This is a genomic window from Embleya sp. NPDC055664, from assembly GCF_053618075.1.
In genome coordinates this window covers 39,800-53,678 of sequence record NZ_JBSHGZ010000055.1, presented here as the reverse complement: position 1 = coordinate 53,678, position 13,879 = coordinate 39,800, and the positions used below count along the sequence as shown (strand labels likewise).

Here is a 13,879-nt window from a genome sequence, read left to right as displayed (position 1 = left end):
TACGTGGTACTGACCCGCGCGGTCTCCGGCCTGATCGTCCTACACGCAGCCCCCCGGCCCACCCCCCAGACAACCCCGGAGCCCGCGGGGCGCCCCCCCCCGGCCCCCGGGAGGGGGCCGACGCGCGCGAGGGTTCGGCGACTACTTGAACCCGATCCGGTCCATGAAGAAGACGCCGGTGTTGAACTGCACGACGCCGGTGATCTTCTTGTTGGAGATCACCGCGATCGAGGACTCCGCGTAGGTCCACGCCGGCAGGTCGGCGACCATCGCCTTGCTCAGGTCCGAGGCGGCCTTCTTGCGCACGGCCGGGTCGGTGGAGTTGCGGCCGGTCAGCAGCGCGGTGTCCACCGCGTCGCTCTTCCAGCCGACGAAGTTGGTCGGGCTCTTGGAGAACCAGTTGTTGAACGTCACCGGTTCGGGGTCGGCCAGCCACTGCTGGAAGAGCATCGCCTGGAAGTCCTTGCGGAACGCGTACTTCTCGACATACGCGCCGATCTCCAGCGGCTCCAGCTTCATCGACACGTTCTTGTAGTCGGCCAGCTGGGTCTGCATCCACTCGGCGACCTTGATCGACGACGGGTTCTGCGGCAGCAGGTAGCTGAACTCGACCTTCTTGCCCTCCCGCTCCAGCTCGTCGAAGAGCTGCTTGGCCTTGGCCTTGTCCGGTGCGGCCTGCACGGCGGCCGGGTCGTAGAACGGCGACTTCTGGGCGAAGAAGCCCTTCGCCGGCACGTAGCCGTTGGCGAGCGTCTTGGGGATGCCGGCCGGGTCCAGGGCCAGCGTGATCGCCTGGCGCGCCCGCAGGTCGTCGAACGGGGGTCGGGTCATGTTGAACTGGATCATCTGGCCGCCGTCGACCGTGCGCTGGACGACGCCGATCTCCTTCTCCGCCTGCGCGATGGTGGCGTTGTCGGAGCTGACGAACACGTCGGCGCCACCGCTGGTGACCGTGCTGTACTGCTGCTTGATGTCCGGCACGTTCTTGATCGTCAGCTTGTCCAGCTTGGGCAGACCCTTGTCCTTCTGCCAGTACTTGTCGTTCTTGACGAAGACCTGCTGGCTGCCGCGCGTCCAGCTCTCCAGCTTGAACGGCCCCGCGCCCACGGGCCGGTTGCGGTACTCGTCCGGACCCTTGGCCAGCGAGGCGGGCGAGGCGATGTAGGTCAGGTCGATCGCGATCGCCCGGTCGAGGTTGGCGTTCGGCATGCCGAGCGGGGTGATCTCGATGGTGTTCGGGTCGACCACCTTGGTGGTCAGCCCGGCGGCGATCTGGCGGTGCAGGGACTGTACGTCGGCCTTGGCGTGCATGTCCCAGTTGGTTTTGACCGCCTCGGCGTTCAGCGGCGTGCCGTCGGAGAACACGACTCCGGGGCGGAGCTTGAGCAGCCACGTCTTGCCGTTGTCCGCGGTGGTCAGCGCCTCACCCAGGTGCGGCTTGACCGAGTTGTCCTTGTCTATGTAGAAAAGCGGGTCGTACAGCGCGGCCAGGCGCGGCTCGTCCGCCACCGCGACCGAGGAAGCCTTGAACGGGTCGAGCGAGGCGGAGTCCTGGACGGCCAGCATGGTCATGCCGCCGCCGGACTTGGCCTCGCCCTGGACCGCGGACTGATTGCCGCCCGAGGACTTCGAGTCGTCCGAACCGCCACACGCGGTGGCCGTGATGCCGAGAGCCAGCGTCATCGAGACCAGAGCAGTGCGACGTGCGGTCGTGCGTCGTGCAGACAACGTTCTTGCCACCTCCGCCGGGGAACAACACAAGTGGTGCCGGGAGCCTTGAGCGTGGAGCGTGGAGCGGGGACTGCCGAATCGGTACTGCGTGCGGCACACCGTAGATCCACTCGGCGCAACATGCACGACCTGTACGCCGATCTGTTACATCGTTACAGGCAGTCGTTGAATCGTGTCGGAACCTTGCCCCGCACGGCCCCGCGGAACCGGCCGGGAAGCCCGTCCGCGATGTGCGAACGGGCCTCCCGGACACCGTCGGTGACGATGCGTCGGATCCGGCCGGGGTCGATCCGGCGCGCGGGATCGGCTACTTCAGCCCGACCCGGTCCATCAGCATGCCACCGTCCTGGACGCCGACCACACCCACGGCCCGGGGGCCGGAGATGATGTTGGTGACCGCCTCCTGGTAGGCGAGCATCGGCAGGTCCTTGACCAGCGCCTTCTGCAGATCCGCGTAGGCGGCCTTGCGCACCGTCTCGTCGGTGGTGGAGCGGCCCTTGATCAGCGCCGCGTCCGCCTCGGGGCTCTTGTAGCCGGTGAAGTTCAGCGGGGTCTGCGAGAACAGGCTGTTGAACAGGATCGGTTCCGGGTCGCTCGACCAGATCTGGTAGAGCGCCGCGGTGTAGTTCTTCTGCACCGTCAGTCGCAGGTAGTAACTGCCGACCTCGGCCTTGTCGAGCTTGACCTCGACGTTCTTGAAGGCGTTCAGCGCCGTCATGGTGTATTCGGAGGTCGCGTTGGAGGTCGGGTTCTCCGGGACCAGGTAGTTGAACTTGACCGGCTTGCCCTCGCCCGCCAGTTCGTCGAAGAGCTTTTGCGCCTCGACCTTGTTCGGGCTCGGCTGCACGGCGGTGGAGTCGGTGAAGTTCTTGCCGCTGTGGAAGATGCTCTTGGCCGGGGTCGCCGTACCCGCGAACATCTTCTGGTTCAGGTCGGCCGGGTCGAGCGCGAGCGCGACCGCACGGCGGGCGCGCGGGTCGTCGAACGGCGCCTGCGAGGTGTTGAACACGATCATCTGGCCGCCGTCGAGGGTGAACGGCGTGACGCCCAGGCCCGCTTCCTGGGCGGCCTTGGTCTTTTGCGCGTCGATCGTGAAGGTGATGTCGGCGCCGCCGGCCTTGATCGTGTCGACCTGCTGCTTGACGTCGTTGACCACCTTGATGGTCAGCGTGTCCAGATACGGTTTGTCGGCGCCCTGCCAGTAGTTGGGGTTCTTCTCGAACACCATCTGGCTGTCCCGGTTCCAGGTCTTGAGGATGAACGGGCCCGCGCCGACCGGCCGTTCGCCCTTCGGGTCGATCCCGTACTGCTTGGGCGACTCGATGTAGGACAACTCCGTGGCCACGGTGCGGTCGAAGTTGGCGTTCGGCATCGGCAGGGTGACCTTGAGCGTCAGCGGGTCGGCCACCTCCAACCCCAGGCCGGACGCCGCCGGGCGGTGCTGGCTGAGTACCTCCGGCTTGGCGTGCATCTCCCAGTTGAACTTGACCGCCGCCGCGTCCAGCGGGGTGCCGTCGCTGAACTTGACGTTCGGCTTGACCTTCAGCTCCCAGGTCTTGCCGCCGTCGTCGCTCTTCAGGCTCTCGCCGATCTGCGGGACGACCTTGTTCTGCGTGTTGTCCACGTAGAACAGCGCGTCGTAGACCGCGAGCATGCGGTTGAGGTCGGTGACCGCCGCGTAGGACGCGTTGAACGGCGTCATGCTGCGGGCGTCGGACACGGTCAGCAGGGTGAGGTTGCCGCCCTTCTTCGCGCCCGCCGAGGCGTTCGGGTCCGCCTTTCCGCCCGGGGCGTCGTCACCACCGCCGCACGCGGCGAGGGTCAGGGCCAGGACCGAGGCGCCGGCGAGGGTCGCCGTACGCCGTCGTGCGATGGTGCCGTGGTGCTTGCTCATGTGACTCCTCCGTTGTCACAAGGCACACCGGTCCCCGTTCGGACCGGATGTGGTGGTGCGGTGGTGCACGACCGGGTGGTGCCCGCGGCGCCCGAAACGCGGCGTCGTGGCGGCCACCCGGCCGGGTTTGTGGGGTCAGCCGTCCATCAGCGCCGCCCGATGGCGTCGAAGTGGATCAGCCCGTCGTTGTACAGCTGGATCCCGACCACGTCGGAGCGGTGCACCGCTCCGATCACCGCCGACGAGTAGACCCAGAACGGCAGATCACGATTGACCTGGTTCTGCAGCCGGGTGTAGGCGTCGCGTCGCGAGGCGGCGTCGGTGGAGCGTCGGCCGTCCTCGAGGGCGGCGTCCACGACGTCGTTGGCGTAGCCGGTGATATTGCTCAACCCGGCCTTGCTGTACAGGAACTGATAGATCGTCGGTTCCACGTCGTCGGCCCACAGCTGACACACCGTGGCGTCGAAGTCGTTGCCGGCCAGTCGGGTCACCAGCGAGGCCATGTCGGTGACCTCGACGATCACGGTCACGCCCGGATAGCCCTCCAGGGTCTGCCGGATGTATTCGGCGGTGTCCCGCATCTTGCCCGCGTCGGGCACCAGATAGCGGAAGACGAACGGCTTCTTCCCGTTCGCGGTGATCTGCGCGAACAGCGCCCTGGCCTCCTCCGGCCGGTTCTCCGGCGCGGCCAGGTTGACGTTCGCCAGCGGCGAGGAGGCGTCGAAGATGCCCCGCGCCGAGTCGTCCCGGCCGCCGTAGAAGCGCCGGTTGATCTCCGTACTGCTCAGCGCGAGCGCCACCGCCCGGCGGGCGTTCGGGTCCTGGAAGGGGCCCTTGCGCACGTTGAAGGCGACCATCAGGCCGCCGTTGAGCCGGGCGTCCTCGACGACGAGCCCGTCCGCGCGGGCCTGGGCGATGCTCTGCGGATCGGTGCTCAGCGTGAGGTCGGCCCGCTTCGCGCGGATCGTCTTGTTGCCCGACTCCGCGTCCTTGTCGACCCGGAAGACCACCTCGTCCAGATAGGGGCGATCGTGTTGCCAGTACTGGGGGTTGCGCTCCAGACGCAGTTCCCTGCCCGGCTCCCAGCTCTTGAGCTTGAACGGGCCCGCACCGACCGGCGCGTGCTTGAGCTCGAAGCGGCCCTCCGGGGTGGCGGCGAGCCGCCGGGGCGCCACGAACGACAGGTTGCGGGCGACCGTGTGGTCGAAGTTCGCGTTGGGAGACGGGAGTTCGATCTTGAGCTGGAGCGCCGACACCTCGGTCAGCTGCACCTTCTGCAGCGGGCCGCCGACCAGCGAACGCACCGAAGGATCGCGATGCGCCTCCCAGTTGGCCTTGACCGTGCCGGCGTCGAGCAGGCTGCCGTCGGTGAAGCGCACGTCCGGGCGCAGCGTCAGCGTCCAGATCCGCGAGGTCTGGTCCGACACCAGCGACTCGGCCAGTTTCGGGCGCACCCCGCCGGTGGTCGGATCGGTCCACACGAGGACGTCGTACAGCGCGGAGAGTCGGTTCGAGTCGGCGATGCTGGAGTAGGACGCGGTGAACGGATCGAGCCCGCGTTCCTCTCCCGGCATCAGGATCGTCACCGAACCGCCGTGTGGAGGCTCGCCGGACGAGCCCTTGGAGCCGGACGAGCCCAGCCCGCAGCCCGCCGTGGCCAGCACCGTCGTCGCCGCGAGCGCGAGGGCGAGCGAGAGCCGGCGGCGCGGGCCCCGGCGTCCTGGTGGTAAGGGTGTCTTCTTATCGGGTACCACTGCCGGCCTACCTACCTATCACTGTGGGGTTCGAACGTGCGTCGTGCGTCGGTGCAGTCGTGCAGTCGTTCCAAAAGTGCGGTAGCGCTGTGGTGCGAGGGCGCGGATCGGCGGAGGGATCGGGCCCGTCCGCGGTTCGGGGGAGGGGCGGACCCGGATGCGCCGGGGGCGTCCCGCCCGGGTTCACGGATTCCGGGCGGGACGGGGTGGAACGACTAGCCGGTGGTTCCGATCCGGTCCCACAGGACGATGCCGTCGTTCATCAGCTGGACGCCGGTGATCCTGGGGGCGTAGATCGCGGCGGTGACCGCTTCCTGGTACACCCAGAACGGCATGTCCTTGTTCACCTGCAGCTGTACACGCGTGTAAGCGTCACGTCGGGCCGCGGGGTCGGTCGTCCTGCGCGCGTCCTCGAGCGCGGTGTCGACCGAGGCGTTCTCGTAACCGCTGTTGTTCGTCATGCTCTTGCCGTGCAGGAGATCGTAGATGCCCGGCTCCGGGTCGTCGATCCACTGCTGTCCGAGGGCGGCCTGCCACTCGGTGCTGCCGCCGCCGCGGACGGTTTTGACGTAGGTCGCGATGTCGACAACCTTGACCTCCATCTCGACGCCGGGATACGTGCCGAGCACCTGCTTCATGTACTCCGCGACCCGGATCGAGGCCGGCGCCTGCGGCACCCAGTACGTGAACTTGATCGGCTTGGTGCCGTTCGCGGTGACGTCGTCGAAGAGTTCCTTCGCCCGCTGCTTGTCGTTCTCCGACGCGGCCAGTTGGATGTTGGCGACGGGGGAGGACGCCGCGAAGATGCCCTTGGCGGGGATGCCCTTGGCGCCGAAGAACTTCTGGTTGATCTCGGCGCCGCTGAACGCGAAGACGAACGCGCGGCGGGCGCGCAGGTCCTTGAACGGCGCGACGTTCATGTTGAACACGACCATCTGGCCGCCGTTGAGGCCGATCCGCAACACGCCGAGCTTCTTGTCCTCGCCCTGCGCGACGGCGAGGGGGTCCACCGCGACGGTGAGATCGGTTTTGCCGTCGTCGACCGCCGCCACCGAGTGGGTGACGTCGGTGTCGACGGTGATGGTCAGGTTGTCCAGGTGCGGCAGCCCCTTCTCGCGCTGCCAGTAGTCGGGGTTGCGGGTGAAGGTCTGCTTGACCCCGCGCTCCCACGTCACCAGCTTGTAGGGGCCCGCGCCGACCGGCTTGTCGGCGATTCCGGTCGGGCTGGCCCGCAGCGCGGTGGGCGAGGCGATGAACGCGAGCGAACGGGTCACCAGGTGGTCGAAGTTCGCGTTCTCGGAGATCAGTTTCACGTCGAGCGTGAGCGGGTCGCTGACGGTGAGCGAGAGGATGTTGCTCGCCGCGCCCCGCTGGAAGGAACCGACCTTGGGGTCCTTGTGCCGGTCCCAGTTGAAGCGGACCGCCTCGGCGTCCAACACCGTGCCGTCGCTGAACTTCACGTTGGGGCGGAGCTTGAGTCGCCACGTGTCGGCCTTGCTGCCGAGGACGGCCAGCGACTCGGCGAGCTGCGGGCGCACGCTGCCGGTGGTGGGATCGGTCCACACCAGCGAGTCGTACAGCGCGGACATCCGACTTCCGTCGGCGACGTTCACGTACGAGGTGGAGAAGGGGTCCAGGCTCGTGGAGTCGCCCGGGAGGCTCATCGTGAGCGAGCCACCCTGCTTGGGCGTGCCCGCGGCCGACGGTTTGGTGTCGTCGTCGTTCCCGCAGCCGGCGAGGCCGCCGGCCAGCGCGGTCGCCGCGATCAGCGCGACTATTCGGCGGTGGGTACGACACGAGGATCGAAGGGACAACAGGGAAGTACGAGTCACTGCAAGGCCAACCTTCACCTGACGGACCGTCCGGGCAACCGGGCCCGGGCGGCGGACGTGCTTGGTGCCGGGGGCGCCGGCCGACTCGGGGGGAGAGGGCGACGGTGCCCCGGGTGGAGCATGGTGGTGCGTCCGTGCGGTTGTGCTGTCGTGCGGTGGTACGGGGTGTACGGGAGTACTCGACTGTCTGCGACCTGGAGACGAGATGCGTGAAGGCCGGGAATCGAGGAATGATTCCCGGCCTCCACGAACCGACTGGTAAGGGCGCCGTCCCTTTCTACTGCCTTCCGGCGAACGGGTCCATCAAGATCGGGTCACCGTTGTACTTCTGATGACCAGTCAGCCCTTTTTGCCGAGCCGGTCGAACAGGAAGATGCCGTCGTTGCACAGCTGCACGCCGGTGACCCCGGAGTGGAACGCGCCCGCGACCACCGCCTCCTGGTAGACCCACAGCGGCATGTCGCGGTCCAACTGCAGCTGGAGCTGGGTGTAGGCGGCGCGCCGGCGGGAGGGGTCGGTGGTGTTGCGCGCCTCGTCCAGCGCCCGGTCCACCGCGTCGTCGCCGTAGAAGCAGCAGTTGCCCGGGCTGCCGCGGTGCAGGTACTGGTAGACCACCGGCTCCGGGTCGTCGGCGAGGAGTTGGCTGACCTTGACGTCGAACGCATCGGCCAGATTCGATCGTTTGACGAACTCGGAGAGGTCGGCGGTCTCCACGTCGAGGGTGACGCCGGGGAACTTCTCCAGCGTCTCCTTCATGTAGCGGCCGAGTTCGTCGATCGCGGGGCTCTTGGGCGCGATGAACTTGATCCGCATCGGCTTGGCGCCCTTGTCGGTCACCTTGGCGAACAGCTCGGCCGCCTGTTGCGGCTTGTTCTCGGGCGCCGACAACTGCGGATTGGCCAGTGCGGTGGACTGGTTGAAGATGCCGCGGGCGGGGGTGCCGGCGCCGCCGAAGACGCGCCGGTTGATCTCCTCGCTGCTCAGCGCCAGCACGATCGCGCGCCGCACCTCCGGGTTGGCGGTCGGGCCGCCGGAGGTGTCGAAGCTGAGCAACTGGCCGCCGGACAGCGCCAGTGACTCGACACCGATCCCGAGCGCGCGCGCGGCCTTGAGGGTGAACGCGTCGCTGATGTTCGCGACGTCGGCCTTGCCCTTCTTCACCCGGTTGATCGCCGTGAGGCCGTCCGACTCGTAGCGGAACGTGAGGGAGTCCAGATACGGCTTGGCCGGACCCTGCCAGTAGGTCGGGTTCTTCACCAGGGTCAGGTGGTCGCCCTTGACCCAGCCGCCCGGGGCCAGCATGAACGGTCCTGCGCCGACCGGGTGTTCGGCGAGCTTGTCGATGCCCTCGGCGATCGCCTTGGGCGAGGCGATGAAGGACAGGCTGCGCGCGACCAGGCGGTCGAAGTTGCCGTTCGGCTTGTCCAGGATGATCCGCAGCTCCAGCGCGTCCGCGCCGATCTGGCTCTTCACCCCCACGGTGGCGTCGCGCTGGCGGGAGTTGGTGGTGGGGATCGCGTGCGTGTCCCAGTTGATCTTGACCGCCGCGGCGTCGAAGACGGTGCCGTCGGTGAACTTCAGATTGGGCCGCATCCGCAGGCTCCAGATCTTGTTCCCGCCGCCCTCCACCGGGCTCAGGCTCTCCGCCAACTGCGGCTGTACGGAGCCGGTGACCGGGTTCGTCCACAGCAGGCTGTCGTACAGCGCCGCCATCCGGTTGCCGTCGGCCTGCGCGGCGTAGGAGGGCAGGAAGGGGTCCAGGCTGCGCGCGTCGGAGGTGGCCAGGATCTCCAGCGAGCCGCCGGCCCGGGGCTTGCCCGCCGCGCTGGGCGGCTCACCGGAGTCGGAGCCGCAGCCGGCCGCGGCCAGCAGGCCGATCACGGCGACGACGGCGGCGGCGCGGCGGCGGGCCCGAAGGGCGAAAGGTCGTGCGTGTGCCACAGAAAACGTCCTCAAGCGTGGAGCAGGCCGGCCGGAGGCCGGTTGCCGCGCGAACAGCGCGGTCAGCGCCGTGAGGCTATAGCTCGACACGTGCCGCATCGAGGGCGGGAGGCCCGATTCGGGCCCCGATCGGCCGGCCCGGACACGGCTGTGTACGCACAGCGACGCGGTACGGCCGGTCGTGGGCCGTACCGCGTCGGACGAGGGTGCGTCAGTCCTGCTTCGGGGCCTCGGAACCGGGCTCCGCGGCCGGTTCGGCGGTTGTGGGCTCCGCGGCGGCGGGCGCGGCCTCGGCCTTCGGCGTGCCGGCGGTCGCCTCGCCGGCGAACACCGCCGCCTCGCCCACCAGCGGGAAGTGACACGCGACCCGGTGCCCCGGCGCGATCTCGCGCAGCGTGGGCACATGCGCGGCGCACTCCGCGCGCGCGATCGGGCAGCGGGTGCGGAACCGGCACCCGCTGGGCGGGTTCATCGGCGAGGGAATCTCGCCGCCGAGCGCGGGACCGGACGGGGCGGCCGCCGGGTCGGGCGCGGGCACCGCGTCCAGCAGGGCCCGGGTATACGGGTGCGCGGGCGTGTCGTAGATCGCCGCCGTGTCCCCGGTCTCGGCGATGGTGCCCAGGTACATCACCGCGACGTCGTCGCTGATGTTGCGCACCACCGCGAGGTCGTGCGCGACGAAGATCATCGACACGCCGGTGCGATGCTTCATCTCGTCGAGCAGGTCCAGCACCTGCGCCTGTACCGACACGTCGAGCGACGCCACCGGTTCGTCGCAGATCAGCAGGTCGGGGTCGACGACCATGGCCCGGGCGATGGCGATCCGCTGGCACTGGCCGCCGGAGAACTGGTGCGGCCGGCGATCGGAGACCAGCTCCGGGTCCAGTCCCACCTGGCGCAGCACCGCCTCCACGCGCGGGCGGATCTGCTCGGCGGGCAGGCCGGAGATGACCAGGCCCTCGGCGACGATGTCGAAGATCTTCCGGCGCGGGTTCAGCGCCGAGATGGGGTCCTGGAACACCATCTGGATGCGCCGGCGCATGGTGCGCAGGCCCGCCTTGGGCAGCGTGGTCAACTCCTGCCCGTCGAACCGCACCGAGCCCTCGGACGGCTTGGTCAGCTGCAGGATCGCGCGGGCGAGGGTGGACTTGCCGCAGCCGGATTCGCCGACCAGGCCGAGGGTGCGGCCGCGGCCGAGTTCGAAGCTGACCCCGGCGACCGCGTTCATCATCCCGCCGGGCACCCGGAAACGCTGGACCAGGTCGGTGACCGTGAGCAGCGGGTCGGTGCCCGTGGCGGCCGCGGGCTTGTCGTCGAGGACGAGCGCGCCCGGCGCGGTGTCGTCGGCCGTCATGCGGGGGTCTCCTTCATCAGGGACGGCTTCTCGTCGGCGCCGGTGCCCGAGGCGGCGCCGTCGGCCGGCGCGTCGGTGCCGACCGGGTGGTGGCAGGCGAACCGATGCGTGCCCAAGTCCTCGCCCAGCTCGGGGCGTTGCGCGCGGCACAGGTCGTCGGCCGCGCCGCAGCGGGCCGCGAACGCGCAGCCGGAGGCGAGCGTGATCAGGTCGGGCGGGCTGCCCGGGATCGCGCGCGGCCGCTGGTCCCGCGGTACGTCCAGGCGCGGCACGGCGCCGAGCAGGGCCTCGGTGTAGCGGTGCCGGCGATGCGCGAACAGGTCGGCGGTGGGCGAGTGTTCGACCATCCGACCGGCGTACATCACGGCGATCTGGTCGGTGCGTCCGGCCACCACGCCCAGGTCGTGGCTGACCAGGATCATGCCCATGCCGCGTTCGGCCTGGATCTCCTGGAGCAGGTCGAGGATCTGCCGCTGCACGGTCACGTCAAGCGCGGTGGTGGCCTCGTCCGCGATCAGCACGTCGGGGTCGCAGGCGAGCGCCATCGCGATGGTCACCCGCTGGCGCATGCCGCCGGAGAGCTGGTGCGGGTATTGCCGGGAGCGCTTGAGCGGTTCGGGGATGCCGACCAGCGTGAGCAGTTCGATCGCCCGCTCGCCGGCCTCCTTCTTGCCCAGGCCCAGGTGCAGCCGCATCGACTCGGTGAGCTGGCGGTCGATCCGCAACACCGGGTTGAGCGAGGTCATCGGGTCCTGGAAGACCATCGCGATCCGGTTGCCCCAGATCTTCCGGGCCTCCTTGCGCGGCACCCCGACCAGTTCGCGTCCGTCCAGGCGCACGCTGCCCCGGATGTTGGCGATCGAGGGGCAGATGCCCATCAGCGAGCGCACCAGCATCGACTTGCCCGAGCCGGACTCGCCGACCAGACCGAGGGTTTCGCCGCGTTCGATGGCGAATGACACACCGTCCACGGCCTTGAGCAGGCCGCGCGGGGTGTCCAGGTGCACCCGCAGGTCCTCGGCCCGCAGCAGGGGCTCGTCCGGCGTGGGCGAGCCGGTCGTGGTCGGCTCCGCCATGGTCACCACGCCACCTTCGTGCCGCGCGGCCGTTGGATCCCATTCATGAGAGCGGTCCCGTCTGTGTGATGGGGGTCGAAGCAGGGCACCGGCGACGGCTGTTCGGGGGGCCGTCGCCGGTGCCGCGGCTACAGCTTGGTGTCGCGGACGTCGAACTTCGCGCGCAGCCGGTCGCCGATGACGTTGAGCGAGAAGACGGTCAGGAACAGCACGGCGCAGGGCACGAACACCTGGGACGGATACAGCGACAGATCGTCCTTCGCGGAGTTGATCATGCCGCCCCAACTGGGCATCGGCGGCGGGATGCTGAGCCCGAGGAAGGACAGCGAGCCCTCCGCGACGATCAGCACGGCCATCACGATCACCGAGTAGGACATCACCGCGGGAAAGGTGTTGGGCAACAGTTCCTTGAAGATGATCCGGCCCGGACCCGCGCCCATCGCCTTGGCCACCGTGACGTATTCGCGGTTGGACTGGGCGATCGCGCTCGCCTTGGTCAACCGGGTGAAGCCGGGAATGGTGAGCACGGCGAGGCCCGCGGTGATGCTGGTCTGCGACGGCTCGTACACCGAGGACAGCGCGAGCAGCAGGATCAGCGGCGGGAAGGCGAGCAGCGCGTCGGAGAACAGGTCGATGACCATCTCGGTGACGCCGCGGAAGTAGGCCGCGACCAGGCCGAGCAGGCCGCCGACGAGCACGCCGACCACGACCGACACCAGCGCGACGATCATCGACACGCGCGCGCCGAAGGCGAGCCGGGTCAGGTGGCTGCGGCCGAGGCCGTCGGTGCCGAGGAATTCCGGCCAGCTGGAGAACGGTGCCTGCTTGGCCTCGCCGAACGCCTTGTCGTACCCGTGCGGGAAGACGCCGGAGGCGACCAGGCTGAGCAGCGCGCCGAGCAGGACGACGGCCATCCACGCGATGGCGAACCAGAGCAGGAAGCTGGGCCGCTTGCGAGCCTTGCCGCTCTTGGCGGCGGCCACCGTCGCGGGGGTCTCGCCGACGGCGGGGGCGGTTTCGAGTGTGCTCATCGGGCCCTCACTCTCGGGTCGATGAGGGAGTAGCCGATGTCCACGAGCGTATTGAGCAGCACGTAGATCAGCGCGATGACCACGACCGTGCCCTGCACGACGGGGATGTCCTTGCCGTTGATCGCCTGGTACATGCCCTGTCCGAGGCCGGGGATGGCGAAGTAGGACTCGACGATGACGGTACCGCCGATCAACCGGCCCAGGGTCAGCCCGGAGACGGTCAGCAGCGAGAACGACGAGGGCCGCAACGCGTGCCGGAAGAGCACGTACGGTGTGGACAGGCCCTTGGAGCGCGCGGTGAGGATGAAGTCCTCCTGCAGCGTGGCCAGCATGTCGCTGCGCAACAGGCGCTGGAACTGCGGGATCTCGGCGAGCGCGAGGGCGAGCGCGGGCAGGAATGCGAACTCGATGTTCTTGGCGAAGTCGACCGAGATGTACTCCCATCCGGTCGGCTTGAACGCGAGCATCATCTTCGGGTTCGCGAAGAAGTAGACGAGGATGAACACGCTCACGAAGGTGGGGATGGACAGCAGCCCGGAGGAGACGCCGCCGATCACACGGTCCACTCGGCCGCCGGCCTTGGCGGCCGTCCACACGCCCAGCGGCACGGCCACGATCAGGGCCATGAGCAGGGCGAAGACGGCGAGTTCCAGGGTCACCGGGAAACGTTCGGCGATGCCGTCCATCACGGAGGTCCGGGTCTTCAGGGACTCCCCGAGGTCGCCGGTGAGCGCATCGCCCACCCACGTCACGTATCGGACGGGCAGCGACTTGTCGTACCCGAACTCGTGCTCCAGGTCCTTCAGGTCCTGCGGCGTGGAACCGGGGCCGAGCATCTGGGCGACCGGTGAACCGTCCACCAGGTCGGGCAGGGCCGTGGTCGCGAAGGTGACCAGGAACAGCACCGGAATCAGGGCCAGCAACTTGCGACCGAGCAGGCGCAACACGACGGTGTCACCCCCTCTCGCTGGTCTGGTCGGTTGACGAGGTCTGTTGAACATTCCGTGCGGTGGTACACCCGCGCCGAGGCGACGAGGCCCGGGTCGGCCGGATCACCGGTGGTGACACGTGCCTTGACGGGTCGTCAGTTAAGCGCGGTGATTAATTACGGCAGTGGGCGCGATCAATGTCAATGGATTCATCGCAACCGTTAGCGGGTCGAAAACGTCCGTCGCGAGCCGGCGCGCCGCCGGCCGTCGGCACGTGTCGACCTGCGGGAACAAGGTGTGGAGAGCAGCTAACTGACGGTGCGTCAGATGTCGTCGA

At 68.7% G+C, this 13,879-nt stretch carries 9 protein-coding genes; all 9 read right to left on the bottom strand.

Annotated features, from left to right (window positions below):
* Positions 1 to 141: 141 nt before the first annotated feature.
* Positions 142 to 1,683, bottom strand: coding sequence for an ABC transporter substrate-binding protein (locus ACWGR4_RS45350; protein WP_379995261.1), 1,542 nt, complete (start codon positions 1,681 to 1,683; stop codon positions 142 to 144).
* 355 nt (positions 1,684 to 2,038) lie between these two features.
* On the bottom strand, positions 2,039 to 3,625 hold the full coding sequence (locus ACWGR4_RS45345; protein ID WP_379995263.1) for an ABC transporter substrate-binding protein: 1,587 nt from the start codon (positions 3,623 to 3,625) through the stop codon (positions 2,039 to 2,041).
* A 146-nt stretch (positions 3,626 to 3,771) separates the two neighbouring features.
* A complete protein-coding gene (locus tag ACWGR4_RS45340) occupies positions 3,772 to 5,379 on the bottom strand; it encodes an ABC transporter substrate-binding protein (protein ID WP_379995265.1) in 1,608 nt (535 codons plus the stop codon).
* A gap of 215 nt (positions 5,380 to 5,594) precedes the next feature.
* Entirely contained in the window at positions 5,595 to 7,211 is a 1,617-nt protein-coding gene (locus tag ACWGR4_RS45335) for an ABC transporter substrate-binding protein (protein ID WP_452131067.1), read from the bottom strand.
* 339 nt (positions 7,212 to 7,550) lie between these two features.
* Positions 7,551 to 9,152: an ABC transporter substrate-binding protein gene (locus ACWGR4_RS45330; RefSeq protein WP_379995269.1), complete on the bottom strand. Its 1,602-nt coding sequence runs from the start codon at positions 9,150 to 9,152 to the stop codon at positions 7,551 to 7,553.
* A 211-nt stretch (positions 9,153 to 9,363) separates the two neighbouring features.
* Positions 9,364 to 10,506 carry an ABC transporter ATP-binding protein gene (locus ACWGR4_RS45325; RefSeq protein WP_452131068.1) on the bottom strand — a complete coding sequence of 381 codons (1,143 nt, stop codon included), beginning with the start codon at positions 10,504 to 10,506 and terminating at the stop codon, positions 9,364 to 9,366.
* A complete protein-coding gene (locus tag ACWGR4_RS45320) occupies positions 10,503 to 11,582 on the bottom strand; it encodes an ABC transporter ATP-binding protein (RefSeq protein WP_379997264.1) in 1,080 nt (359 codons plus the stop codon). The genes ACWGR4_RS45325 and ACWGR4_RS45320 overlap by 4 nt, the downstream gene beginning before the upstream one ends.
* Before the next feature lie 128 nt (positions 11,583 to 11,710).
* Positions 11,711 to 12,613 (bottom strand): ABC transporter permease, encoded by a 903-nt coding sequence (locus ACWGR4_RS45315; RefSeq protein ID WP_379995273.1) that lies wholly within the window; start codon positions 12,611 to 12,613, stop codon positions 11,711 to 11,713.
* Positions 12,610 to 13,560 (bottom strand): ABC transporter permease, encoded by a 951-nt coding sequence (locus ACWGR4_RS45310; RefSeq protein WP_078975246.1) that lies wholly within the window; start codon positions 13,558 to 13,560, stop codon positions 12,610 to 12,612. Before ACWGR4_RS45310 ends, ACWGR4_RS45315 begins: the two co-directional genes overlap by 4 nt.
* Positions 13,561 to 13,879 lie beyond the last annotated feature (319 nt).